Annotated in this window: 22 protein-coding genes and 1 tRNA gene; 14 read left to right on the forward strand and 9 right to left on the reverse strand. The window is 69.9% G+C overall.

Annotated features, from left to right (window positions below):
- Nucleotides 1-27 precede the first annotated feature (27 nt).
- On the forward strand, nucleotides 28-501 hold the full coding sequence (locus tag MXD62_RS14980; RefSeq protein ID WP_368862403.1) for a TspO/MBR family protein: 474 nt from the start codon (nucleotides 28-30) through the stop codon (nucleotides 499-501).
- An 83-nt stretch (nucleotides 502-584) separates the two neighbouring features.
- Here MXD62_RS14980 and MXD62_RS14985 read toward each other — a convergent pair whose 3' ends face one another.
- The 3 genes from MXD62_RS14985 to MXD62_RS14995 all read right to left on the reverse strand — a co-directional run bounded on the left by MXD62_RS14985 (nucleotide 585) and on the right by MXD62_RS14995 (nucleotide 5568).
- Complete coding sequence (locus MXD62_RS14985) at nucleotides 585-1544, reverse strand: D-alanine--D-alanine ligase (RefSeq protein ID WP_248829868.1); 960 nt, start codon at nucleotides 1542-1544, stop codon at nucleotides 585-587.
- A gap of 11 nt (nucleotides 1545-1555) precedes the next feature.
- Nucleotides 1556-2764, reverse strand: coding sequence for a PLP-dependent aminotransferase family protein (locus MXD62_RS14990; protein ID WP_248829898.1), 1209 nt, complete (start codon nucleotides 2762-2764; stop codon nucleotides 1556-1558).
- A 350-nt stretch (nucleotides 2765-3114) separates the two neighbouring features.
- On the reverse strand, nucleotides 3115-5568 hold the full coding sequence (locus tag MXD62_RS14995; RefSeq protein ID WP_248829869.1) for an endonuclease/exonuclease/phosphatase family protein: 2454 nt from the start codon (nucleotides 5566-5568) through the stop codon (nucleotides 3115-3117).
- A 179-nt stretch (nucleotides 5569-5747) separates the two neighbouring features.
- Between MXD62_RS14995 and MXD62_RS15000 the strand changes: the two genes are divergently transcribed.
- From MXD62_RS15000 to MXD62_RS15010, 3 genes are all read left to right on the forward strand, one after another.
- A complete protein-coding gene (locus tag MXD62_RS15000) occupies nucleotides 5748-5912 on the forward strand; it encodes a hypothetical protein (RefSeq protein WP_248829870.1) in 165 nt (54 codons plus the stop codon).
- Between the two features lie 143 nt (nucleotides 5913-6055).
- Entirely contained in the window at nucleotides 6056-6397 is a 342-nt protein-coding gene (locus MXD62_RS15005) for a metalloregulator ArsR/SmtB family transcription factor (RefSeq protein WP_248829899.1), read from the forward strand.
- A gap of 56 nt (nucleotides 6398-6453) precedes the next feature.
- Nucleotides 6454-8178 carry a SulP family inorganic anion transporter gene (locus MXD62_RS15010; protein ID WP_248829871.1) on the forward strand — a complete coding sequence of 575 codons (1725 nt, stop codon included), beginning with the start codon at nucleotides 6454-6456 and terminating at the stop codon, nucleotides 8176-8178.
- Nucleotides 8179-8234: 56 nt separating this feature from the next.
- Here the strand turns inward: MXD62_RS15010 and MXD62_RS15015 are convergent, their stop codons facing one another.
- Nucleotides 8235-8810, reverse strand: coding sequence for a hypothetical protein (locus tag MXD62_RS15015; protein WP_248829872.1), 576 nt, complete (start codon nucleotides 8808-8810; stop codon nucleotides 8235-8237).
- A gap of 169 nt (nucleotides 8811-8979) precedes the next feature.
- Between MXD62_RS15015 and MXD62_RS15020 the strand changes: the two genes are divergently transcribed.
- The gene (locus MXD62_RS15020; RefSeq protein WP_248829873.1) at nucleotides 8980-9678 is read left to right on the forward strand and encodes an alpha/beta hydrolase; all 699 of its coding nucleotides are present in this window, start codon (nucleotides 8980-8982) and stop codon (nucleotides 9676-9678) included.
- A gap of 139 nt (nucleotides 9679-9817) precedes the next feature.
- Nucleotides 9818-11215, forward strand: coding sequence for a YhgE/Pip domain-containing protein (locus MXD62_RS15025; protein WP_248829874.1), 1398 nt, complete (start codon nucleotides 9818-9820; stop codon nucleotides 11213-11215).
- 61 nt (nucleotides 11216-11276) lie between these two features.
- Here the strand turns inward: MXD62_RS15025 and MXD62_RS15030 are convergent, their stop codons facing one another.
- Nucleotides 11277-12338: an NADPH:quinone reductase gene (locus MXD62_RS15030; RefSeq protein ID WP_248829875.1), complete on the reverse strand. Its 1062-nt coding sequence runs from the start codon at nucleotides 12336-12338 to the stop codon at nucleotides 11277-11279.
- Between the two features lie 130 nt (nucleotides 12339-12468).
- On the opposite strand from MXD62_RS15030, the gene MXD62_RS15035 reads away from it, so the two are divergent.
- The 5 genes from MXD62_RS15035 (at nucleotide 12469) to MXD62_RS15055 (ending at nucleotide 17173) form a co-directional block, all read left to right on the forward strand.
- Complete coding sequence (locus MXD62_RS15035; protein ID WP_248829876.1) at nucleotides 12469-13548, forward strand: GlxA family transcriptional regulator; 1080 nt, start codon at nucleotides 12469-12471, stop codon at nucleotides 13546-13548.
- Between the two features lie 336 nt (nucleotides 13549-13884).
- Nucleotides 13885-14235, forward strand: a complete 351-nt coding sequence (locus tag MXD62_RS15040; protein WP_248829877.1) for a hypothetical protein — start codon at nucleotides 13885-13887, stop codon at nucleotides 14233-14235.
- A gap of 325 nt (nucleotides 14236-14560) precedes the next feature.
- Nucleotides 14561-15205 (forward strand): dihydrofolate reductase family protein, encoded by a 645-nt coding sequence (locus MXD62_RS15045; RefSeq protein ID WP_248829878.1) that lies wholly within the window; start codon nucleotides 14561-14563, stop codon nucleotides 15203-15205.
- Nucleotides 15206-16428: 1223 nt separating this feature from the next.
- Nucleotides 16429-16665, forward strand: coding sequence for an acyl carrier protein (acpP, locus tag MXD62_RS15050; protein WP_020462818.1), 237 nt, complete (start codon nucleotides 16429-16431; stop codon nucleotides 16663-16665).
- A 229-nt stretch (nucleotides 16666-16894) separates the two neighbouring features.
- Nucleotides 16895-17173 (forward strand): hypothetical protein, encoded by a 279-nt coding sequence (locus MXD62_RS15055; protein ID WP_248829879.1) that lies wholly within the window; start codon nucleotides 16895-16897, stop codon nucleotides 17171-17173.
- On the opposite strand, the gene MXD62_RS15060 is transcribed toward MXD62_RS15055, so the two are convergent.
- The 3 genes from MXD62_RS15060 to MXD62_RS15070 form a co-directional block, all read right to left on the reverse strand.
- Nucleotides 17113-17445, reverse strand: coding sequence for a hypothetical protein (locus tag MXD62_RS15060; RefSeq protein ID WP_248829880.1), 333 nt, complete (start codon nucleotides 17443-17445; stop codon nucleotides 17113-17115). The two genes, MXD62_RS15055 and MXD62_RS15060, sit on opposite strands and share 61 nt — an antisense overlap.
- A gap of 40 nt (nucleotides 17446-17485) precedes the next feature.
- Nucleotides 17486-17561, reverse strand: a tRNA-Arg gene (locus MXD62_RS15065).
- A 176-nt stretch (nucleotides 17562-17737) separates the two neighbouring features.
- Entirely contained in the window at nucleotides 17738-17962 is a 225-nt protein-coding gene (locus MXD62_RS15070) for a DUF3039 domain-containing protein (protein ID WP_020463628.1), read from the reverse strand.
- A 331-nt stretch (nucleotides 17963-18293) separates the two neighbouring features.
- On the opposite strand from MXD62_RS15070, the gene MXD62_RS15075 reads away from it, so the two are divergent.
- On the forward strand, nucleotides 18294-18977 hold the full coding sequence (locus MXD62_RS15075; RefSeq protein ID WP_248829881.1) for a metal-dependent transcriptional regulator: 684 nt from the start codon (nucleotides 18294-18296) through the stop codon (nucleotides 18975-18977).
- 297 nt (nucleotides 18978-19274) lie between these two features.
- On the opposite strand, the gene MXD62_RS15080 is transcribed toward MXD62_RS15075, so the two are convergent.
- A complete protein-coding gene (locus MXD62_RS15080; RefSeq protein ID WP_248829882.1) occupies nucleotides 19275-20537 on the reverse strand; it encodes a C40 family peptidase in 1263 nt (420 codons plus the stop codon).
- A 470-nt stretch (nucleotides 20538-21007) separates the two neighbouring features.
- On the opposite strand from MXD62_RS15080, the gene MXD62_RS15085 reads away from it, so the two are divergent.
- Nucleotides 21008-22291, forward strand: coding sequence for an ammonium transporter (locus MXD62_RS15085; protein WP_248829883.1), 1284 nt, complete (start codon nucleotides 21008-21010; stop codon nucleotides 22289-22291).
- Nucleotides 22288-22626, forward strand: a complete 339-nt coding sequence (locus MXD62_RS15090) for a P-II family nitrogen regulator (protein WP_020463624.1) — start codon at nucleotides 22288-22290, stop codon at nucleotides 22624-22626. Before MXD62_RS15085 ends, MXD62_RS15090 begins: the two co-directional genes overlap by 4 nt.
- Nucleotides 22627-22740: the final 114 nt, after the last annotated feature.

Below are 22740 nucleotides of genomic sequence, written 5' to 3' on the forward strand. Positions count from 1 at the left end.
CCTCGCTCCTGCGGGTACCAGGCTGGGATGAGTACTTCGACCTTGGTGAGGACGAGTGCGGCCACGGCGGCCGCCGCCGGCGTCGGCACGGTCGCAACCAGGCCCGACTCGGCCTGGTACCTGTCGCTGGACAAACCTGGGTGGCAGCCGCCCCGGGCGGCGTTTCCCGCGGTCTGGACACCGATCTACGCGTTGATCGCCTTCGCCGGCGCGCGGGCGCTCGACGGCAGCACCAGCGACGACCAGCGGAAGCGGCTCCGGCGCTCGTTCGGGATCAACCTTGCCCTGAACGCCGCCTGGACGCCGCTGTTCTTTCGGGCCCGACGCCCGCGCCTCGCGCTCGCGGAGATCCTCGCGCTGGACGCGGCCAACACGACCCTCGTGGCCAGGGCCTGGCGGGCCGATCGGCTGGCCGGGGCGGCGCTGTTGCCCTACCTCGCCTGGACCGGCTTCGCCACCGCGCTGAACGCCGCGATCGCCGCCCGCAACCCCGGCCACTGACTGAGTGGACACTCTCCCGGGCCGGGGCCCGTCGGTGAAAAACCGGGTTACGTGTCGGTCCACCGCTGTCCCCGCTCGGGACGTCAGCGGCGGGCCGCGCGGTCCCGGGCCTGGGCGGCGAGGTCGCGGGCTACCACCGCGAAGTCGAGGCCGGCGGCGTGCAGGGCCATTGGCCAGGTGCTGGTGTCGGTCATGCCCGGGGCCACGTTCACTTCGAGGAGCTGGGCTGTGCCGTTCGTGTCCACGATCATGTCTGTGCGGGAGAGGTCGCGTAGGCCCAGTGTCCGGTGCGCGGTGACCGCGGTTTCCGCGGCGGCGTGCAGCACCGCGCCGTCGAGACGGGCCGGTATGTGGAAGGTGGTCGCGCCGGCGGTGTACCGGGCGGCGTAGTCGTACACCCCGCCTGCCGGCTCGACCTCGACGGCGGGCAGGGCGATCGGGCCGTCACCGGTGTCGATGACACCGACCGCGATCTCGACCCCGGTCACGGCGCGTTCGATCAGTGCCCAGTCGTGATAGCCGAAGCAGGCCATCAGGGCTTCGGCGAGCTGCCCGGCGTCGTCGACGCGCCCGACACCGAGCGCGGAGCCTCCGGCGCGTGGCTTCACGATCACGGGCAGGCCCAGCCTGCCCGCGATCCGGTCGATGAGTGCGGCGGCGCCGAGGTCGTGGAACACCTCGCGGGGCAGCGTCACGGCCTCCGGCGTCGCGATGCCCGCGGCCGCGACCGTGGCCTTCGCCGTCGCCTTGTCGAACGCGGCCCGGCATGCCGCGGGCACGGCGCCGACGTAGGGCAGGCCGTACAGGTCCAGGACTTCGCGGATGGTGCCGTCCTCACCCGAGATTCCATGCAGGACGGGGAAGACGACCGCGGGCGGGTCGGCGGCGAGCGCGGGAAGCGTCCCGGCGTCGACGTCCCGCAGCTCGACGTCGACGTCGATCCGGGCCAGCGCGTCCCGCAGCCTGCCCCCGGAGCGCAGCGACACCTCACGTTCGGGTGACAGGCCACCGGCGAGGACGAGCACATGGCCAAGATCGGTCATCGTCGTGTCCTTCACTCGTCCGTGGTGCTGCCATGGCGGGGTACGAAGGTCCGCCGGAGGTCGATCTCGGCGCGGAGCACCTTGGCGAGGCGCTGGACGCCGTCACGGATGCGCTCCGGCGGCGGGTAGCAGTACGACAGCCGCATGGCGTTGCGGCCCGACCCGTCGGCGTAGAAGCCGGTGCCGGGAACGTAGGCGACCCGGGCGGCGATCGCCCGGGGCAGCATCGCCTTGGTGTCGACTCCGTCCGGGACGGTCAGCCACACGAAGAACCCGCCATCCGGCCGGGTCCAGGTCGTGCCCGGGGGCATCGTCTCGGCGAGGGTGTCGAGCATGACGTCACGGCGTTCCCGGTACATCTCCCGGAACTCCTTGAGCTGCTCCGGCCACGGCTGGGTCGCCAGATACCGTTCCACCGCGAGCTGCGTGAGCATGGAATGCGACAGGATCGCGGACTCCGCGGCCAGGACGAGCCGGGCCGTCACCGGCGGCGGCGCCAGCGCCCACCCGACCCGCATCCCCGGCGCCAGCGTCTTCGAGAACGATCCCAGGTAGACGACGTCGTCGGGGGCGTCCGCGCGCATCGCCCGCACCGGCTCGCCGGTGAACGACAGCAGCCCGTACGGGTTGTCCTCCACCACGAGCACCCCCGCCCGCCGGCACGCCTCCAGGATCTCGGCCCGCCGTGGCTGGGTCAGGGTGATCCCGCCCGGGTTCTGGAATGTCGGCACCGTGTAGAGCAACTTCACCCGGGCGCCTTCGGCCGCGAGCCGGCTCAGGGTCTCGCACAGCGCGTCGGGGGAGAGGCCGTCGCCGTCCATTGCCACGTGCACGACCCGCGCCTGGTAGGCGGCGAACGTGTTGATGGCCGTGACATACGTAGGCCCCTCGGTGAGCACGACATCACCGGGATCGATGAACACTCGGGTGAGCAGGTCGAGCGCCTGCTGGGAACCGACTGTCACGATCACGCTGTCCGGGTGGGCGTCGGTGATGCCCTCCATGGCCATCACGTCGCAGATCCGCGCGCGCAGCCCCGGATCACCCTGGGCGGAGCCGTACTGCAACGCCACCGCGCCGCGCTTCGTCACCAGATCCGACATGGTCGACGCGACCGCCTCCAACGGCAGCGCGTCCACAGCCGGCATCCCCCCGGCCAGAGACACGATCTCCGGACGGCTCGCGACCGCGAACAGGGCCCGTACCTCGGACGCCAGCATCCCCGACGCGCGGGCAGCGTACGCCCCCCACCAGCGATCCGTCGGCGCGGTGCCGCTTACCGGTTGCTGCTCGTCCACCCGTCCACCCCGTTGTCGACGTCGACGAGTGACCCTACCCGCGTGCTCTGGGGCCGGACGCCCGGCGTCACGACCGGCAGCCGCCCCGGACCGGAAGCTCGCTGAGCGCCCGAGCGCGGAAGTACTCGGAAGTTACCTGCTTCAGAGCCCACTTCTGAGCCGTGCGAGCGGCGGAGCTGACCTACCCCGGGTGTGGGCCGCAAGTCCGCGTGAAACAAAAAGCGCCCGTCCCCCGGGGAAGAGGACGGGCGCTTTCTTACCGCGAGAGGGTGTTACCTGACATCCACCACGGGGCTACCAGGGTGGCAGCGCTCGGGCAGCGGCTCGGACCCGCACCCCGTCAGAATCCGAAGAATCTGCGGGTCGTGGTCGCTGGCCTGGTCGGAGAACTCGGCGTTGATGTGCACCACACCGTACGAGTAGCCCTTGATGGTCGGGCTGATCAGGATGTGGTCCAGCGTCTGCGAGTTACCGTCGAAAACGTAGCTGTACCGCTCGTTCACGGGCAGCTCGCTGATCAGCGTCCTCAGCAGCGCACCGTTGTCGGTCAGCGTCGCCAGGGTCGGGCTGAACTGGTAGTCGTTGATGTCACCCAGCACGACCACGCGAGCGGTGTTGCCGCTCTTGGCAGCCAGGTCGGCGACGAAGTCGCGCACCTCCGTCGCCTGGCCGACGCGCTGGACCTCGGAGGTCCGGTTCGGCGGCTGCACCGCGGCAGCGAGGGGGTAGTCGCCGCCCTTGCTGTTGAAGTGGTTGGCGATGACGAACAGCTGCTTGTTGCCGTCGTACAGGAACTCGCCGACCAGGGGCTTGCGGCTGGCGTTCCAGACGGAGCTGGTCGGGTTGATGCGGCCGGGGGAGGCCGACAGCATGATCTGGTTGCTGGTCGGGCGCGCCTTGAGCACGGTCACGGCCGTGTTCGCGTCGCCGCCGGGACGGTCGACGAAGGTCGTCCGGGCCGGGTTGAACAGGAACACCTGGCGGATGTTGCCGCCGGGGGCGCCACCGTCGGTGCCGTCGTTGGGGTCGATCGAACGCCAGCCGTAGGTCGGGCCACCGGCCGCCGCGATCGCCGCGATGAACTTGGCGACGGTCTGGTCGGCGGCGACGACGCCGCCACCGGCGGTGCCGTTGTTGTCCTGGATCTCCTCCAGGGCGATGATGTCGGGCTTGCCGAGGTTCACGACGACGGCCTGGGCCAGACGCGCGTATTTGGCGTCGGGGTCGGCAACGGTGAGGTTCTCGACGTTGTAGGTGACGACGGACAGGTCGCCGGCCTTCTTCGGCGGGGTGACCGTCTGCGGCTTGAGGCCACCCTCGGTGATGGCGCCGAGAGTGGTGGCCTGGATGACGTACCCGCCGAACGACTGGTAGTCGACGACGCCGACCGAGCCGCCCGCGAGGGTGGAGCCGACGTTGGCGGCGGGGGCGCCGTTGAGGGCCTGGAGCATCAGACGTCCGCTGTTGGGGTCGTCGTAGGAGACGTACGCCGAACCGCCACGCGGGGTCGGGTTCTGGGCCGGCTTCAGGGTGACCCAGAGCTCGCCGAACTCGGTGTCGACCGGGCTGATGAGGCGGGTGTCCTGGGCGACGGTGACCCGCATGCCCTCGTGGACCTCCAGCCAGTCGAGCACGTACGCGCCCGGCTCAAGCGGCTGGGCCTCCAGACTGCCCGTCTTGGTGAAGGCATCGGGGAAGCTGACGGGGATCGGCGCGGGTAGCGCGTTGCCGCTGGTCAGCTTGATGGTGTTGATCGGGCCGCCGAGCTCGGTCAGCGCCTGCGAACCGGTGGCGGGTCGGAACTCGGTGACCCTGCCGGTGGCCAGCACCGAGTCGCCGCTGGCGACGGCGGGGGTGGTGCTGCCCGTGAAGACGAAGATGCCTTCGCTGGTCAGCGGGTCGGCGTCGGCCGACGGGTCCTGCATCCAGTAGCCGCGGGAGCTGCCCGTGGTGCGGACGGCGGTCACGATGCCGGGCACATTGGTGACGCTCTGGCCGACGATCGGGGAGATCCGGCCGGCGCCCTGGATGTCGTGGATCCGGGTGGTGCCGGGGGTCGGGTCGGTCGGGCCGGTCGGGTCATCGCCTACGGTCACGGTGACACCGGCCGAGTTGGTGGCCTTCGGCGCGCCCGAGGTGAAGTCGACCGAGTTGTTGTCGGTGTCGACCAGCGCGCCGCCGCGGGCGTTGGCCGTGGTGTTGGTCAGCCCGGGAGCGGCGAGGGTCTCGACGTTGGCGGTGGCGCCGTAGCCGATGAGGTCCTTGACGTTCGGCGCGGTGGCGCAGGCGGTGCCGCAGCCGACCAGCGGGATGGTGGAGGTGACCAGGGCGACGACGCCGGAGGTGGCCGACATCGGGACGCTGCCCGAGGCGTCGGGGGTCGGCAGGTCGAGCGTGCCGGCCGCGCCGGCGGCTTCCTGGATCAGGTAACGGCCGTTGGCCGGGATCGAGCCGGACAGGGCCGTCGTCTGGAAGACGACACCCGCCGCTGAGGCGTATTGAACGGTCCAGCCCGCGACGCTGATCGGGCTGTCCGTACGGTTCGCCAGCTCGATGAAGTCGTTCTTGAAGGCTGCTCCCGAGTTGCCGCCTCCGCCGTAGACGGCGGAGATGACGACGTCGGTCGAGAGGGCGTTAGCGGGAGCCGGGAGGGTCGTCAGGGTGGCCGCGACCACTAACGGCAGACTCGCCGCCATGATCCAGCGGCGTGCTCTGAGAGTTGCCACAGGTGTTCTGCTCCTAAGGGAAGATTCTCCCCAGGAGCATGGTGCTCGTCGTGATCTGGTGAAAGTACCAATTTTGACGAACTGCCGTGATTATTCTAAATGTTCCTCGTCTCTTTCCATCATGTTTCACTGCTGGTGGGGAGCAGTGCCGAGGTCGGCAGGTCGATGATCGCCCTGGTGTGGCGGTGATCAGTCAGGAGCCGTCCGCCGTCGGCGCGCAGACGGCCGCCGTCCCGCTCGGGCTGACCAGCTGGCGCCCGAACTGCGGAAACGCGCATCCCGGTGGACTGACGGTCACCGGTGGGAGGGTCCGGCATCCCGCGACCACCACGTACTGGCGCTGAGGCCGGTGTGACCCCCCGCACTGCTGGTTGATGATGAATTGAAGACTTCTTCAAGTTGTTATGCTTCTGCGGACAGGTGGGCGCCGCACTCGCGCGGCCGTCCCAGGTGCGCCAAACCCGAGAAGGATCTCCTGGAAACGATGATGTCGGTGCCGCTCTACCAGGCCAAGGCGGAGTTCTTCCGCATGCTCGGCCACCCGGTGCGGATCCGGGTACTGGAGCTCCTCCAGCTCGGGCCCATGCCCGTCCGGGCCCTGCTCGCGGCCATTGACGTCGAGCCCTCGAACCTGTCCCAGCAGCTCGCCGTACTGCGCCGCGCAGGCATCGTCACCGCCACCCGCGACAGCACGACGGTCGTCTACGCCCTCGCCGGAACCGACGTCGCGGACCTGATGCGCGCCGCGCGGCGCATTCTCACCGATCTTCTCCTCGGCCAGGAGGAACTCCTGGCCGAACTGTGCGACGCGGACGCGAGGTCCGAGTGAACGCCGCCGGCGAAGCGCTGTCGGGCCCGCCGTCGCGGCGGCCGTTCTTGCGGAACATGACGGCGGCCTTGTGGGAACGGCTCCGGGCGGTACTGCCCGACTCGGCCACCGTTCGCTCGGTCCGCCGGGCTCCCGCCAAAGACCTGCTGGCCGGGGTGACGGTCGCCGTCGTCGCGTTGCCACTGGCGCTCGGCTTCGGGATCTCCTCGGGGATGGGAACCGAGGCCGGGCTGGCGACCGCGATCATCGCCGGCGTGCTCGCCGCGGTCTTCGGTGGTTCGGACTTCCAGGTCTCCGGGCCGACCGGGGCGATGACCGTGGTGCTGGTACCCGTCGTACACGCCCGCGGAGTTGACGGCGTGCTGATGGCGGGATTCATGGCCGGGGTGATCCTGGTCGGGCTGGGGCTCGGGCGGGTCGGCGGCCTGGTACGGCTCGTGCCCATGCCGGTGATCGTCGGATTCACCGTCGGAATCGCCGCCGTGATCGCCCTGCAGCAGGTCCCGGCGGCCCTCGGGGTGCCGACACCCGAGGGCGAGAAGGTGGTGACGGTGGCCGCCCGCGCCCTCGCCCGCTTCGCTGACGAACCGCGCTGGACGTCGGTGACGGTAAGCGCCGCGGTCGCCGTCGTGGTGCTGCTGGGTGCGCGGCTGCGGCCCTCGGTGCCGATGTCCCTGCCGGCCGTTGCCCTCGCCACGGTCGCCGTCGAACTGGTCCACGTCGACGGTGTCGCCCGGGTCGGGGCATTGCCAGCGGGTCTGCAGGCGCCGTCGTGGGGATTCCTCGACCCGGGAATGGTCCCGGAGTTGCTGCCGGCCGCCGCCGCCATCGCCGCACTCGCCGGCCTGGAATCGCTACTGTCGGCGACGGTCGCCGACGAGATGCGCGCATCGTCGGACCCGGGCCGGGGCTCGAACGGGGCCGGCGGCTGGCGGCGCCACGACCCCGACCGCGAACTGTTCGGCCAGGGCGTCGCCAACCTCGCCGTGCCGCTGTTCGGTGGAATGCCGGCGACAGCGGCGATCGCCAGGACGGCGGTCAACGTGCGTTCGGGTGCGGCCTCCCGGCTGTCCGCCGTCATCCACGCCGTCGTGATCGCCGCCGTGGTGGCCGCGGCGGCGGGACTGGTCAGGTACATCCCCCTGGCCGCACTCGCCGGTGTCCTGGTGGCGACCGCGATCCGCATGGTGGAGACCGACGCCGTCCGGGCCCTGGCCCGCGCCGGACGCGGTGAACTGGCCGTGATGGTACTGACGGGTGCGGTGACACTGGTGGTCGACCTCGTCGTGGCCGTTGCCGTGGGGCTGGCCCTCGCCGGGGCGCTGGCGCTTCGCCAGGTCGCCGGCACCGCGTGGGTGGAACACCTTCCGTCCGACGACGACAGCCGTCCCCAAGGACCCGGCTCCGGCTCCGGCCCCGGGACCGGCCCCGCTCCGGTCACCGTGCTCCGGATCGACGGGCCGCTGTCGTTCACCGCCGCCCACCGTCTGCTGCCCACGCTGGAACACGTTCACGACGACTCGGTGGTCCTCATCCGGATGTCACGGGTCAGCGCCGTCGACGCCACCGGAGCCGCCGCGCTGTCCGTCGCCCTCACCGACCTCGAAGCACGCGGAGTCGTGCCCCTGCTGTCCGGGGTCCGCCCTGAACACCACCAGACGCTCGGCGCCTATGGCATCACAGCAGAGTCCGGTGACCGGCGACGGATGTTTCCCGACGCCCCCTCCGCGCTGGCATACGCCCGAGCACTCATCCCCGCCCAGCCCCACGGCCCTTCGTGAACGAGGATGCATCGGCGTTCCGGGCTCAGGCTGGCGGTGTCGTCCCCCTCGCAAGGTCAGCGCGGTCGGTGGCTGCTGTCGCGACCGGGGCGCCCGTCGAGGGTTCTGCCTTCGGTCCGCAGCCGTTGTTCGACGAGGTGCAGGAAGAGCCGAACCTGATGCGCCCTGGGGGGTTCGGGGCAGGGAAGTTGGTCGACTCGCCGGCGCAGCTCGTCGTCCCACACGGCGGCGGCCAGGCGGGCGGCGTGGCGCAGGAGACGGGGTTGCGGGTGCGTCAGCCGTCTGCCCACGACGTCGTGGAGTCGATGGTGATGGGCGTCCAGATCGGGGCCGTTGGCGAGGCGGTGCATCAGTTCGGCTTTCATGTAGCCGGATCGAAAGCACCACGGATCGGCTTCGAGGAACTGGACGGCGGTCTCGACCTCGTCGGTCTCCCCGCTCCGTAGTGCTTTGGCGGCGCGGTCGAACGGGCCGTAGAAGTTGCGGACCGCCAGGTCGAAGCGGTCCGCCTCCCGAGCCCAGGCATCCCACTGGTCCGCGTTCAGGTCCCGCCGCGCCCACAGTCGGTGTACGTCGGCGTGTAGCCGTTCGAGTTCGACGGCCCGCGCCGTGATACCGCTACGGATCCTCATCGCCCGACGTCCACGCCCGGGAGTTGGCGGCGAAGAGTCTTCAGGTCCCGCTTCGACAGCATCGCATGTCGACGGGCGCGGTCGCCCGGTACGGAGACGCTACACAAATCGTCAAGTACACCCTGGTGTACTCGGGCCGCACAACTTCGACCAGGGGAGATGGAAAAGCATGTCGCAGCCCACTGTCGTCCTCGTCCACGGCGCCTTCGCCGACGCGTCCAGCTTCGCCAGGGTGGTTCCCGAGCTGCTCGCCGACGGCCTCGCGGTGGTGGCACCGGCGATCCCGAACCGCTCGCTCGTCGGCGACGCCGAGTACCTCGGGTCGGTCCTCGCGGCGATCGACGGTCCCGTCGTCCTCGTCGGCCACTCGTACGGCTGCGCGGTGGCCACTGTGGCCGGCGTCGCCGAGAACGTGAAGGCCCTGGTCTACCTCGCCGGCTTCGTCCTCGAGGAGGGCGAGGCCCTGGGCGAGCTCCAGGGGCGGTTCCCCGACTCCGACCTGGCCGCGGCGCTGGTCGCCACACCGTTCCCGGGCGGTGTCGATCTCTCGGTCGACGTCCAGAAGTTTCGGGCGGTCTTCGCCCACGACGTCGACCCGGCCGTCACCGCGGTGCTCGCCGTGTCGCAGCGGCCGTTGTCCGCGGCGGCGTTCGGTGAGAAGGCACCCGCCGCGGCGTGGCGGACCAGGCCGGCCTGGGGCATCGTCGCCACGTCGGATCACGCCATCAATCCTGAGGTCGAGCGCTTCGGCTACCAGCGCGCGGGCGTCGACACGGTCGAGGTGGACTCGTCGCACCTGGTGATGTTCTCCCAGCCGACCGTGGTGGCGGACCTGATCAGGGCGGCCGTCAAGTCGGTGACCGCCTGACCTGACGACGAGTCGCGCCCCGGAAGCCTCCCCCCGGGCCCGATCCTCCCCGAGAGTGCTTGACGCGATGCCCGCGTGTCCCGGTGGCGGGCCGGCGGCCTTCTGGCCGGCCCGTGAACCGTGTGCCCACGGGGCCTGAGTGAGACGAGACAGTCTGTTGGGTCCGGAGAACGGGACACCGCGGGACGACTATCCGGTTCGCGTGCGCGACCTGCTGCGCCAACGCGCGGTGTGGGTGCTGCCGCTGGTCCTGGCCTCGGTCGTCGTCGCGTCGATGACCGCGCTGTACCTCGCGTCGGCGGTGAACCCGCTGGCTCATGTGCGCGACCTGCCGGTCGAGGTGGTGAACAGCGACCGCGGGGCCACGCTGGGAACAGAACACCTCGACATCGGCAGGCGGATCGAGACCGGCCTGCGGGCGAGCCCCGCGGTGTCCGGCCGGCTGCGGCTGGAGCCGGTGACCCGGTCCGAGGCCGAACGAGCCATGAACCGCGGGCGCGCGTACGCGACCGTCGTGATCCCGCCCGACTTCACCGCCTCGCTCCTGACACAGGCCGGTCTGCCGCCAGCCGGCTCGTCGGCAGCCGGTCCGCCGTCGGCCGGGACAGCGGGTGCCGGGGCGATCCAGCTGCTGACCAACCCGCGGGCCGGCACGCTGGGGGTGAGCCTGGCCACCGGCATCCTGCAGCCCGCTGTCGCCGCCGCCTCGCGGACGGTCAGCGGCCAGCTCACGGCGGTGGCCGGCGCGGGGCCCCACGACGCCGCGACGAAGGCGTTCCTGGCGAACCCGGTGACGGTCACGACCAGCCAGTTCCATCCCCCACCCGCGAGCAGCGCGCTTGGCCTCAGCGCCTTCTACCTGGCCCTGCTGACCCTCATGTGCGGGTTCCTGGCCGGGACCATCCTGCATTCCACGGTGGACGCGGCACTCGGCTACGGGACCTCCGAGGTCGGCCCCCGATGGACCCAGCTCCAGCCCAAGGCGATCAGCCGGTGGCGGACCCTGCTGATCAAATGGGCGATGGCGGCGGTGCTGACCGCGGTGGTGACCGGCCTGATGCTCGCGGTCGCGGCCGGCGCGGTGGGCATGGACGCGCCGCATCCGCTGCTGCTGTGGCTGTACGCGTGGCTGTGCGCGGCGAGCGTCGCCGCCGGGACGATTGTGCTCTTCGCGGTGCTCGGCACCCCCGGGCAGCTGGCCGCCATCCTGCTGTTCGTCTACGCCGGCCTGGCCTCGGCCGGCGGGACCGTCCCCGTGGAGGCACTACCCGGCTTCTTCCGGCTGCTCAGCGAGGCTGAGCCGCTGCGGCAGATCCTCGCCGGCGACCGGGCGATCCTGTACTTCGGCGCCCAGGCTGACGCGGGTCTGACCCGTGGCGTCGTGGCGGCCGCGATCGGCCTGCTCTGCTGGCTCGCCGTGGGCACCCTTGTCGTCCGCTGGTACGACCGACGGGCGCTGCACCGGCTGACTCCGGAGCTGCTGGCGTACGTCGATCGCGCCGTCCAGGACTATCGGGCCCAGGGACGGGCCGAATGAGAGCACGGACCGTCGTGGTCGTCCTCTTTGGATCTCGAATAACCGGGCGGAAGAGAAGAAACTATTCCTCGTCCGGAAGGTGAACTTGTTCGGGATCTTTCGGGGCATGGGTGACGTCGACGAGGACCTTTCCGACGGTTCCTGCCTCGACCGCGTCATGCGCTGCGGCGGTCTGTTCCAGCCGGAACCGGTGTAGCGGGAGACCGGCGTCCGTGCCGACGCGCAGCGCGCCGACTGCTGCCGCTGCTGTGATGTCCTTGACAGCCTGGAGTTTGGCCGTGTCCGGCATGGTGTAGACGAGGATGAACTGCAGGCGGGTGTTCGACATCATGGACGGCAGAATCGGGATGGGCAGATGCGTCCCGCCGCCGTCGGCGTAGATCACCACTACTCCGTTGGTAGCCAGGACCTGCTGGTTGAGCTCGGCGTTCGCGCCTGGGTTCACCTCGACGACTATGTGGACGCCGTCCGGCGCAGCCTTGCCGATCGCCTCCGCGGCGTCGGGTTCGCGGTAGTTGACCACATGGTGGGCACCTGCGGCGGCGGCCAGCGCCGCTTTCCCGGGTGAGCTGACGGTGGTCACGACGTTCGCGCCGGACCAGCGCGCAAGCTCGATCGCCGCGTGTCCGACCGCGCCAGCGCCACCCGCGACAAGCACGGTCCGGCCGGCCAGCGCCGACGGTCCGAGCGTGGCCGGGCCCTCCGGATGGACGGTGAGGGTCCGGTGCGCGGTCATCGCCGGGATGCCCAGGCTGGCTCCGAGATCGAAGGATGCACCGGGTGGCAGCGGTACCGCCTGGCGGGCGGGCAGCACGATCTCCTCCTGCGCGGTGCCGTCGGGCCGTCGCCAGGCCGCCTCCCAGATCCACACCCGTTCCCCGACCCGGGCGGGATCGACTCCGGCGCCGACGGCGTCCACGACACCGGCGCCGTCCTGGTTCGGGACCAGCCCGCCCGGTGGGACCGGTCCGTGCGCGCCACGGCGGGCCTTCCAGTCCGTCGGGTTCACTCCCGACACCGCGACCCGTACTCGGACCTGGCCCGGCCCGGGATCCGTACGGGGACGCTCCACCAGCCGGAGCACCTCCGAATCACCGGTGCGTTCGTACACGATCGCCCTCATCGATCTCGTCCTCTCATCGTTCCTCAGACCCAGATCAGTTCCTGGTGCGCTCCGCGTCGTGAGGTCAGGATGCCCCGGCCGGGGCGTGGACAGGAGTGGCTTGATAGTCACTGTTCGATAGGATCTGGCCATGCATCGCGTCGCCGTCCTCGCGCTTGACGGCGTCATCCCGTTCGAGCTGGGCATACCCGCCCGTGTCTTCGGGGCGGCGGTCGGGCCGGCCGGCGATCCGCTCTACGACGTCGTCGTCTGCACCGTCGACGGCGAGCCCGTACGCACGGCCGCCGGGTTCACCGTCGCCGTCGATCACACGGCCGACATACTGGGGACGGCGAACACCGTGGTTCTCGCGCCGGTCCATCCGCAGGAGACCGGCCCGTCCGGCTCGTCCCGCTGGCCCGGATCGGACGAGCCGGACGAACGGAGCAGGTTGGTCGACCCCCGGTCAGCCGCCCTGGTGGCCTCGGCCCTCGCCAGGGTCGCGGCGGGCACCCGGGTCGTCTCGATCTGCACGGCGTCGTTCCTGCTCGCAGCCACCGGGCTGCTTGACGGACGCCGGGCCACCACCCACTGGTTCGAGGCCGAGCGCCTGGCCCGGATGTTCCCCCGGGTGACGGTCGACCCCGACGTCCTGTTCGTCGATGACGGGGACGTGCTGACCTCGGCGGGCGCCGCGTCCGGCATTGATCTGTGTCTGCACCTCGTCCGCCGCGATCACGGCAGCGAGGTCGCGAATCGCGCGGCCCGCCGCTGTGTCGTGCCGCCCTGGCGCGACGGCGGCCAGGCGCAGTACATCGAACGCCCGGTACCGCCGCCCTCCGGGACGAGCACGGCCAGTACCCGGGAGTGGATGCTCCGTCGCCTGGGCGAGCCGACCAGCCTCTCCGAGCTCGCTGCACACGCGCGAATGAGCGTGCGGACATTCAGCCGCAGGTTCCGGGACGAGGTCGGCCTCCCACCCGGGCAGTGGCTGACCGGGCAACGGGTCGAGCGGGCCAGGCATCTGCTCGAGAGCAGCGACCTGCCGATCGACCAGGTCGCCCGGCACACGGGCTTCGTGACCGGGATCTCGCTGCGTCAGCACTTCCGAGCCGCGACGGGTGTCTCACCAACTGCCTACCGGCAGACCTTCCGTGACCGCGGCGGTGCGACCCTCACACCTCGTTCGGGGTCCAGCAGCGCGGTACTTAATCCACTGGATCGTTGGTAGTCGGGTCTGTCGCAGGTCAGCATGGGTGTGGTGCCCCTGGTAGAGCCCTGGCTCGGCCAGCGGCTCGGCACAGGAGGGCCGCAAGGCCGGTTTCGCTGGTTCTCGCCGCTCCGGCAACCAAGGCGCTTACGCTCAGACCAGCAGCCCAAGGCGGGTATTGCCCGCTTTACATGAGCGCTTACGCAAGCACCTATGCCGCTTGCGGCAAGCGCCGGCAGACCGGCCCCGAAACCGCCTCACCCGTCACTGTCCGCCAGGTGGGAGGGAATGTGTGACACTGTCACCATGATCGCGATCTTGGCGTGGGGGCGGGATTCATGCCGACGGTTTCTGCCCATGGTCGTGGCGGTGGTCGGGCTGATCGTCCTGGGTTTACTCGTCGCGGCGGGTGTCGTCCTTGACCGGCGGCACTCGGAATACGGCGAGTTCTTTCCGGGGCGGTTCCCGGAGAAGCTGACGTACTGCGACGGTCGCGACTACCTGAGAGGCGGTCCGGCGGCGAGGACAGAGGTCGATCTGGAAGGCGGAATGCTCGTGGCCGTCGGCCGCACGCCGGGGGGCGCAACTGTGTTCCGTCCCGAGCACTTGGCCGTGGTCGCTGGCGAGACACTGTGCTCGACCGTCATCTGGGTGGCTGACCCGGACGACACCCACCTCGTCTCCTACGCCTTGTCCGGCGGCCCCTGACACCCTGGATGGGCCACATTCGGATCAGGGTTTGCGGGAGTGCCGGTGCGGCGTCCCGGCCTGGTGACGTAAGCAGGGTACCGTGCCGCGCGCTTCAGGATCGGTCGGCACGTGCTGTTCGAGGAATCGGACGTGCGGGCCTGGATCAAGGCGCACGGCATACCTGCCGGGCGTCGCAAGGACGCTGACCCGGGACGGGGTGGTGACCGATGCGCCGGGCGAGGCGGTCGACGAGTACGAAGCTGGGTGCCGTCGCAGCGATGAGTCTGCCGGCGTCCACAGGTCTACCTCTCGACCGAGACAACCAACTCATCGGGAGTAAGGCATGGGCCTCATCCACATCGAGCTGTTCGCAACCCTCGACCTCGTCGGGCAGTCGCCCGGCGGCCCCGAGGAGGACCCGGTGGGGTTCCCGTTCGGCGGCTGGCAGGCGCCCCTGCTGGACGAGGTCGCCGGGGCGCAGGTCGGTGCCGCGTACGAGGGCACGGACGCCCTCCTGCTCGGCCGGCGGACGTATGACATCTTCGCCGCCTACTGGCCGTACCAGGAGGGCGGCGAGGACAACGAGATCGCCACGCTCTTCAACAGCGTCCCGAAGTACGTGGCCTCCCGCGGCAGGCCCGACCTCTCGTGGGCCGGGTCCACGCGGCTCGGCCCGGATCTGGCCGGCGCGGTGCGCGAGATCCGTGACCGGCACGAGCACGTGAAGGTCGTCGGGAGCCTGAACCTGGTGCAGACCCTCCTGCGCGAGAAACTCTTCGACCGTCTCGACCTCTGGGTGCACCCGATCGTGCTCGGCGTCGGGAAGAAGGTGTTCGACGGGGGCGCGGTGCCCACGAACGTCACACTCCTCGAACCACCGGTAGCCGGCCCGAAGGGCACCGTGTACCTGCGCTACGGGCTCGCCGAGGGCACGCCCGGGACGGGGGACATGAGCGCACCCGATCGCGGTGCCGGGCATGACGACTGAAGCCGCCTCTCGGCAGGTGAGTCCGTGTCGTCGGCGGTGAATCCGTCAGGCCGGCATTCCGTCACGGCGTCGGTACTACAGCCGTGTCGGTGGTGGGCCCGGCGGCGTTCATCACGGTGTCCAGGACGGTGAGGAAGGCGTGGGCGAGCATGGCCATGGTTGTCCACCGCTGCCAGGAGTTCCAGCGGCGGACCTGGTGAGGGTGCAGCACCTTCCGTGTGAGGTCGACGTCCTCGACGCGGAGCTTGGCGATCTCGGTGCGTCGCCCGCCGGAGTCGAGCAGACAGCGGATGATCGCGACGATCGACGAACGTCTTGCCCGCGCATGCCGCCAGGACCGCCCTGATCTCGTCCTCGTGCAGCACCGGGACGGGCTTCTCGTCGACCTTCGACGGTGACATCCGCTCCAGCGGTGAGTGCGCGATCTCCTCTTCGTCGAGAAGCCACCTGAACCACTGCTGAAGGGCGCGGAAGGTCTGGTTCACGTAGGCGTCGCCACGGCCCTGCGGCCGGCGTGGCGTCGGCACGGTGCCGAACCAGATCAGGAACTCCTCGACCTGTGCCTTCGTGATCTCCTCGACTCCGTCGGGCGGGTTGGCGGAGTCGGCCAGGTAGTTGATCCCAGGTAGTTGATCAGTGCGGTCGCGGCGTCGAGGTAGAGCGCACGTGTCTCGGGGGCCTTGCGTGCCGCTTCCATGGAGCGGTTCCAGCTCGTCGGCAACAGGCCCCAGAGAGGGTCCAAGCCCTCACGAAGATCGGCCATGCGCGGAAAGCTAACACGTGTAGAAACGCTGTCCCCGACCCTCAAGATCGCCATTAGTCGGGTCCAGCGCAGGTCAGTGCTGGTTTGTGCACCCAACCAGCACTAATGCGAACCTGAACCTGCAGGTCATCCCTGAAGGGGCGGAGCCGGTTACGCCGGCAACACGAACGCCAGGAAGATGGGATAGAGGTTGAGGGGTGTGGCCGCACGCCAGCCGAAGATCTCGGACTCGGGACAGAGTGATCGGACCATGATGGTCAGCTACGACAAGAGCGGGTCCCGTCGAGCACAGCCTGCGAGTGCGGGCACCGAACCTTCGTTGGATGGCGCCAGACGGGACAGACCCCACGTGGCAGACATCACCACACCAGGAGCGGACATTGGAGTTCGCGGCGCGGACCGCTCAGAGAGCATGCAAGTTCTGTCCGTTTCCACGCACGTCGGAGCAGGAGGCCGCGGAGTGTCCACCGTCGAGGAGCGTGTAAAGAGCGTCGTCGTGGAGCAACTGAACGTCAAGCCGGAGGAGGTGACGAACAACGCGTCATTCGTCGAGAACCTGGGAGCGGACTCCCTGGACCTTGTCGAGCTGGGCGTGGCCCTGGAAGAGGAGTTCGGCATCGGTATATCCGACGAGGATGCCGAGGAGATCAACACCGTGCAGGACGCCATCGACTGGATCAACGCACACTGGCGGTAGGCGCGCTGTCGGACTGTCGACGCGATCCACCGGAGTTGGTGCTACTGGAAATCGTCACGGAGGGGACCAGCGAGTCTCCGGCGGCGCCGGAAGTGAGGGTGGGAATCGCGGCGTTCGCGAGCGCTACGCCGGCGGAATCCGTCAAGCTGTTTGAGGCAGGTTCTTCGGACCGCACCAGCAGCTCGCGCCGAAGGCGTGGAAGACGTGGAAGTCGGCGCACCACCACCTGATGAACGGCAGCGGCCGGGCCCGCCCGCAGATCCGGCTCACCGTCGCCGCCGGCTACGCGTCTTACATGCTGCCGCGGCTGTCGTTCAACCTCGGGGACACCCTGGCTTCGCGCCGGTTCATCCGCCTCGCCGAAGACCACGCCAGCCAGACCGACGACGTCGTGCTCACCGCCTCGGCCGGGGAGATGGTGACCACGCTGGCGTTCTACGGCCGCCGCTACCAGGAAGCAGCCGTCTCGGCGCGCTCGGTGATGCCGAGGGCGCCCGGGCGGCGCTGAACCGGATGCGCGCCGCGGTCACGGATCTGCCGTTGCAGCCCGGCATCAGCCCGTTCGGCCCTGCCGCCGCCGAGATGATGTACGCCGGTGTCCTGAGCCGTATCGGTGGCGGCGTCGAGGTAGAGCTTGCGCGTCTTGGGGGCCTTGCGTGCCGCTTCCATCGAGCGGTTCCAGCTCGTCAGCAGCAGTCCCCAGAGGGGGTCCAAGCCCTCGCGAAGATCGGCCATGCCGGCAAAGTTAACATGCGTAGCAACGCTGTCCTGAACCTGCAAGATCGTAGTTAGTTGGGATTATCGCAGGTCAGAGGGGGTGTGGTGCCCCTGGCAGGAATCGGACCTGCGGCCTACCGCTTAGGAGGCGGTCGCTCTATCCACTGAGCTACAGGGGCGCTGCGGGGCGACCCCGCACCTGGCTGGTCGGATGCCGGACGGGATCACTCAACGCCTCGCAAGCCTACGCATCCAGACGCCGGTGTGGGAAGGCGGCTCCACCCGGGCCCGCGCACACGCGCGGACCCGGCCGGGCGGCGCGCGGATCCCGACGGCCGGTACGGGGCACGGGTGCTCAGCCGAGCTGCTCGGCCATCTCCACGAGCTCCTTGCAGCGGGGGCAGACCGGGAAACGCTTGGGGTCGCGCACCGGCTCGAACTTGTACCCGCACAGCGCCGTCACGCGGCCGCCTTCGATGGAGGCACGGACGATCTCCTCCCTGCGCGCGTAGTGAGAGAGATCATCCCCCTCGTCCGAGCGGGTGTCAGAGGTCTCCGGCGCGATCTGAGTCGTGCTCATACCCTCGAGTGTAGGTACTCGCCGCAGCCGAGCCGCCGGACTGGTGTCCCCGACCGCGGGCCGGCCGCGAGCCGCCCGCGGCGCGGCTGGTGCGGACGTTCACCCTGGCCTCGGCGGGCAACGTCGCGGCCTCGCGCCACGCAGTTCGTCGAGTGAGCGGTAGCCGCGACAAGTTGTACTTGCATCGATACTCTGAGTAGGAGTCGGTCTGGCTGGCGACACGGTGACGGAACGGGCACGGACATACCACACTCCGCCATCAGGACGCAGAGGAATGCGGCTCCTCCTGCCAGGCGTTGCGGCGTACTCTGGTTGCGGACGAAGGAGACCGGTGACTGGACTGATCGACAGTACCGAGATGTACCTCCGGACCCTGTATGAACTACGGGAGGAGGGCATCACCCCGCTGCGCGCGCGCTTGGTCGAGCGCCTTCACGTGAGCGCGCCGGCCGCGAGTGAGTCGACCGCGCGCCTCGCGAACGAGGGCCTCGTCGCGCTCGCTGACGACCGGACCGTGCAGTTCACGGAGAAGGGCCTGGTCAGAGCGACAGCGGTCATGCGGAAGCACCGCCTGGCCGAGTTGCTCCTCACCAAGGTCATTGGCCTGGACTGGGCGCTGGTCCACAACGAGGCCTGCCGCTGGGAGCATGTGATCTCGGACGAGGTCGAGGCCCGGCTGACAGTCCTGCTCGGTGACCCGAAGCGGTGCCCGTTCGGGAACGAGATCCCGGCGCAGCTCGAGACGACGCAGCCGCCTGGTGTGGCACCGGTGAGCCTGCTCACGTCAGCTGAACGAAGCAACACCGGGACCAAGTCGGTGACGGTGGCCTGGATCTCGGAGCGCCTCCAGACCGACGAGGAGGCGATGCGCGTCCTGCGGGACGCCGCGATCGTGCCCGGGGCACAGCTCTACCTGAACGCACGTGGCGACAGGGTGTACATCGCCAAGCCGGACGGCGACAGCGAGGCCGAGATCGACCGCAGCACAGCGGCGCTCGTCTACGTCAATCACTGATCCGGGAAACAACAGCACACACAGCAGACAAAGCACGTAGCACCTGTACGGAGCCACACAGCACGCAAGCATCTTTACGGATGTGGACCTGACTGTCGGGCCGGGCGTAGACGCCCGGCCCTTCGTCTGTCCGAGCGCCACCCGGTGGGCGGGGCAGCTACCCGCCCACCGGCCAACCCCGCCTCGTGCGCGACCCGCACAGCTCGCTCCATCGATTGGGGGAGAGCCACACGGGTCACGCACAAGCCGGGGGTCGGGGCGGGGGCGGAGCGTCGTCGGGCACCGCGTCCGGGCGCGTCAGGCGCCCGGGCGGACACCGCCCTGGAACGACGACCACCACACGTTCTCGATCCGTACGACCTCGCCGGTACGCGGGGCGTGGATCATCTGGCCGTTCCCGATGTAGATGCCGACGTGGTAGAGGTCAGCACCGAAGAAAACCAGGTCGCCGGGGATCAGCTCGTCGCGGGTGACCCGCCGGCCAGCCGTCCACTGGTCGCCTGTGTAGTGCGGGATGCTGACGCCGGCCTTTCCCCAGACCCACTGGGTGAGTCCGGAGCAGTCGAAGCTGTCCGGGCCCTCGGCACCCCAGACGTACGGCTTGCCGAGCTGGGCGCGCGCCTCCTGGACGGCGCGGGCCGCGCCGCCGCTGCCGCCGGTCGGGGGTGGCGCGGCCGGCAGGGCGGGTGCCGCGGCGAAGGCGTTGCCGGCCGTCGTGACGAGGCCGGCCTCCCGGGTGAGCCGGTCGCGTTCCAGGGCGGCCTGGCGGGCCGTCTCGGCGGCGGCCGCGGCCTCGGCGGCCTTGCGGGCCCGCAGCGCGGCGGCCTCGCGTTCCCGGGCCTGGCGCTCCAGCTCCGCCTGCCGGGCGATCAGGCCGTCCAGCAGCCTGCCCTGCTCGCCGGCCGACTCCTCCAGCCCGCGCCGGCGCTCGGCCAGTGAGTCGACGAGCCGTTGCCGGCCGGCGCGGGTCTCGTCGGCGGCCTGCTTCGCCTCGGTCTGGTCGTGGCGGGCCAGCCGCAGGTCGGATTCGGCGGCCCGCTGCCGCCGGGACAGCGCGTCGACGGCGCCGGCGCGGTCGAGCGCGGTGCGGGGATCGCCGGTGAGCAGGATGGAGAGCTGTTCCAGCCCGCCGGAACGGTAGGCCGACGTCACCAGGCCGCGGTGCCGGTCGGAAGCGTGCCGGACGGCGACGTCCGCCGTTCGCAGCTGCTGGGCGGCCGTGGCCGCGGCGCGCTCCGCCTCGGCGAGACGGATGCGTTCGGCGTTGTACTGCTCGGCGGCCACGGACATCTTGTGGCTGAGGTCGTCGAGGTGGGCCCGGGTCGCGGTGATCTGGGCGGCGATGCTTCCGAGGTCCTCGGCGTAGCCGACCTGTGGCCCTCCGTCGGAGCCGTCGGAGCCGCCGTGGGTGTCGTCGGGGGTGTCGCTGCGGGTGTCGCCGCCGCGGGCGGGCGCGTTCGGCTCCGCGCGGGCCATGCCCGCCCCGATGCCACCGCCCGCGCCGGTCAGCGAGGGCCCGGCGGCGAGAACGCCGAGCAGGGTGATGAGGACCGGGCGCATGCCCCGTCCGTCAATGGTCCGGCGCGTTGCCGACCGGTGGGAACCTTTGTCTGTTTCGAGTGCTGGCGTACTTACATTGGCGTTACCTGGCGGGTCCCCGTACGGGGACGAAACGGGCGGAGATACACCCGATCGGGGGATAGTGCAGGCCTCGTGGGACGGACTACCGGCGCTATGGCAGCCCTCCGTCGGAACACTGGTCACGACGCCGCACCGTAACTGTATGCAGTTGTACAGTCACGGAAGCACGCCGAACGACACGGAGAGTCCCGTAACATCCACGCTGAGTCCAAGCTCGAGGAGCATGGGTCGCCCAATTAATCGATTTCACATGTCAGAAACAGGAAAGACACTAGATCGGAACAGATCTTATCGACTCTTCGGCCGAAGGACCGGGACGAGCGCAGCGTGGCCGGGGACCGGGGTAGCGCAGTCCGCGCGGTGCGCGCGGGGGGAATGACAGGAGAGACATGGACGAATTGAGCTCGGGCGATACCGCGTGGGTGCTCGTCAGCGCCGCACTTGTGCTCTTCATGACGCCCGGCCTGGCCTTCTTCTACGGCGGTATGGTCCGCGCGAAGAATGTGCTCGGCATGCTCATGCAGAACTTCTTCTGCATGGGGATGATCACACTGGTGTGGTCGGTCGTCGGTTTCAGTATCGCCTTCGGCGAGGGTAACGGATTCTGGGGCGGTTTCGACTTCTTCGCCCTCCAGGATCTCACTGCGAGTGACGGGGCGATCCCGTACGTCGCCTTCGTCGCCTTCCAGATGATGTTCGCGGTCATCACGCCCGCCCTGATCACCGGTTCCACCGCGGACCGGATGAAGTTCAGCTCCTTCGCGATCTTCGTCACGCTGTGGTCGGTCCTGGTCTACTCGCCCATCGCGCACTGGGTGTGGGCGAGCAGCGGCTGGCTGTTCAAGCGCGGCGCGCTCGACTTCGCGGGCGGCACCGTCGTCCACGCGAACGCCGGTATCGCCGCGATCGTGCTGGCGCTGTTCCTCGGTAAGCGGCGCGGCTGGCCGACCGGCGACTTCCGCCCGCACAACGTGCCGTTCGTGCTGCTGGGCACCGGCATCCTGTGGGTGGGCTGGTTCGGGTTCAACGCCGGCTCGGCGCTGGGCGCGAACAAGGTCGCCGCGATCGCGCTGCTCAACACGCAGATCGGTGCGGCCACGGCCATCCTCGGCTGGATCGCGATCGAGCGGCTGCGGGACGGCAAGGCCACCACGCTCGGCGCCGCGTCGGGTGCCGTCGCGGGTCTGGTCGCGATCACCCCGGCCTGTGGGTTCGTCTCGCCGATGGGCTCGATCGCCATCGGCCTGCTGGCGGGTGCGATCTGCGCGCTGGCGACGTCCATCAAGGGCAAGGTCGGCATCGACGACTCGCTCGACGTCGGCGCCGTCCACCTGGTCGGCGGTGTGCTCGGTGCGCTGCTGACCGGCTTCTTCGCCACCGTCGACACCAACACGGCCGGCAAGGACGGCCTGTTCTACGGCGGTCCGTGGAGTGTCGTGGGCGAGCAGGCGCTGGCCATCGGCGCGACGCTGGGCTACTCGGCGGTCGTGACCGCCCTGATCGCCCTCGCGCTCAAGTACACGATCGGGCTGAAGGTCTCGGACGAGGACGAGGAGATCGGCCTCGACGAGGCGCTGCACGGTGAGACGGCCTACCGGCTGACGTCCATCGGCGGCAGCGGGTTCACCTCCGCCGTCACCACGACCAAGGTGCCTGAGGAGGCCAAGGCATGAAGCTCGTGACGGCAGTCATCAAGCCGTTCAAGGTGGACGACGTCAAGACCGCCCTCGAGGGCATCGGCGTCCACGGGCTGACGATCTCCGAGGTGCAGGGCTACGGGCGGCAGAAGGGCCACACCGAGGTCTACCGCGGGGCCGAGTACAAGGTCGACTTCGTCCCCAAGATCAAGATCGAGGTGGTGGTGGACGACGAGGCCGTCGACGAGCTCGTCACCGCGATCACGACGTCCGCGCAGACCGGCAAGATCGGCGACGGAAAAGTGTGGGTTGTCCCGGTCGACGCTGTCGTCCGTGTACGGACGGGCGAGCGGGGCTCCGACGCCCTGTAAGCCCGGGAAGAACATTCGGGGGCGCGCCTGTTACGGCGCGCCCCCTTTCTTTTCGGCACTGTGACGCCGCGGCGAACATCTTGCCGTGGAACCGTGAACATCGGGCGAGAAACC

The organism is Frankia sp. Mgl5, assembly GCF_023242985.1.
GTDB classification, from domain to species: Bacteria; Actinomycetota; Actinomycetes; order Frankiales; family Frankiaceae; genus Parafrankia; species Parafrankia soli.

Coding starts and splice junctions, on each gene's coding strand:
- MXD62_RS15035 (WP_248829876.1), top strand. CDS start 12,469: ATGCATCGCGTCGCCGTCCTCGCGCTTGACGGCGTCATCCCGTTCGAG.
- MXD62_RS15005 (WP_248829899.1), top strand. CDS start 6,056: ATGTCGGTGCCGCTCTACCAGGCCAAGGCGGAGTTCTTCCGCATGCTC.
- MXD62_RS15055 (WP_248829879.1), top strand. CDS start 16,895: ATGAACGGCAGCGGCCGGGCCCGCCCGCAGATCCGGCTCACCGTCGCC.
- MXD62_RS15010 (WP_248829871.1), top strand. CDS start 6,454: ATGACGGCGGCCTTGTGGGAACGGCTCCGGGCGGTACTGCCCGACTCG.
- MXD62_RS15015 (WP_248829872.1), bottom strand. CDS start 8,810: ATGAGGATCCGTAGCGGTATCACGGCGCGGGCCGTCGAACTCGAACGG.
- MXD62_RS15040 (WP_248829877.1), top strand. CDS start 13,885: ATGGTCGTGGCGGTGGTCGGGCTGATCGTCCTGGGTTTACTCGTCGCG.
- MXD62_RS15085 (WP_248829883.1), top strand. CDS start 21,008: ATGGACGAATTGAGCTCGGGCGATACCGCGTGGGTGCTCGTCAGCGCC.
- MXD62_RS15045 (WP_248829878.1), top strand. CDS start 14,561: ATGGGCCTCATCCACATCGAGCTGTTCGCAACCCTCGACCTCGTCGGG.
- MXD62_RS14990 (WP_248829898.1), bottom strand. CDS start 2,764: ATGCTGGCGTCCGAGGTACGGGCCCTGTTCGCGGTCGCGAGCCGTCCG.
- MXD62_RS14980 (WP_368862403.1), top strand. CDS start 28: ATGAGTACTTCGACCTTGGTGAGGACGAGTGCGGCCACGGCGGCCGCC.
- MXD62_RS14985 (WP_248829868.1), bottom strand. CDS start 1,544: ATGACCGATCTTGGCCATGTGCTCGTCCTCGCCGGTGGCCTGTCACCC.
- MXD62_RS15020 (WP_248829873.1), top strand. CDS start 8,980: ATGTCGCAGCCCACTGTCGTCCTCGTCCACGGCGCCTTCGCCGACGCG.
- MXD62_RS15080 (WP_248829882.1), bottom strand. CDS start 20,537: ATGCGCCCGGTCCTCATCACCCTGCTCGGCGTTCTCGCCGCCGGGCCC.
- MXD62_RS15030 (WP_248829875.1), bottom strand. CDS start 12,338: ATGAGGGCGATCGTGTACGAACGCACCGGTGATTCGGAGGTGCTCCGG.
- MXD62_RS15090 (WP_020463624.1), top strand. CDS start 22,288: ATGAAGCTCGTGACGGCAGTCATCAAGCCGTTCAAGGTGGACGACGTC.
- MXD62_RS15070 (WP_020463628.1), bottom strand. CDS start 17,962: ATGAGCACGACTCAGATCGCGCCGGAGACCTCTGACACCCGCTCGGAC.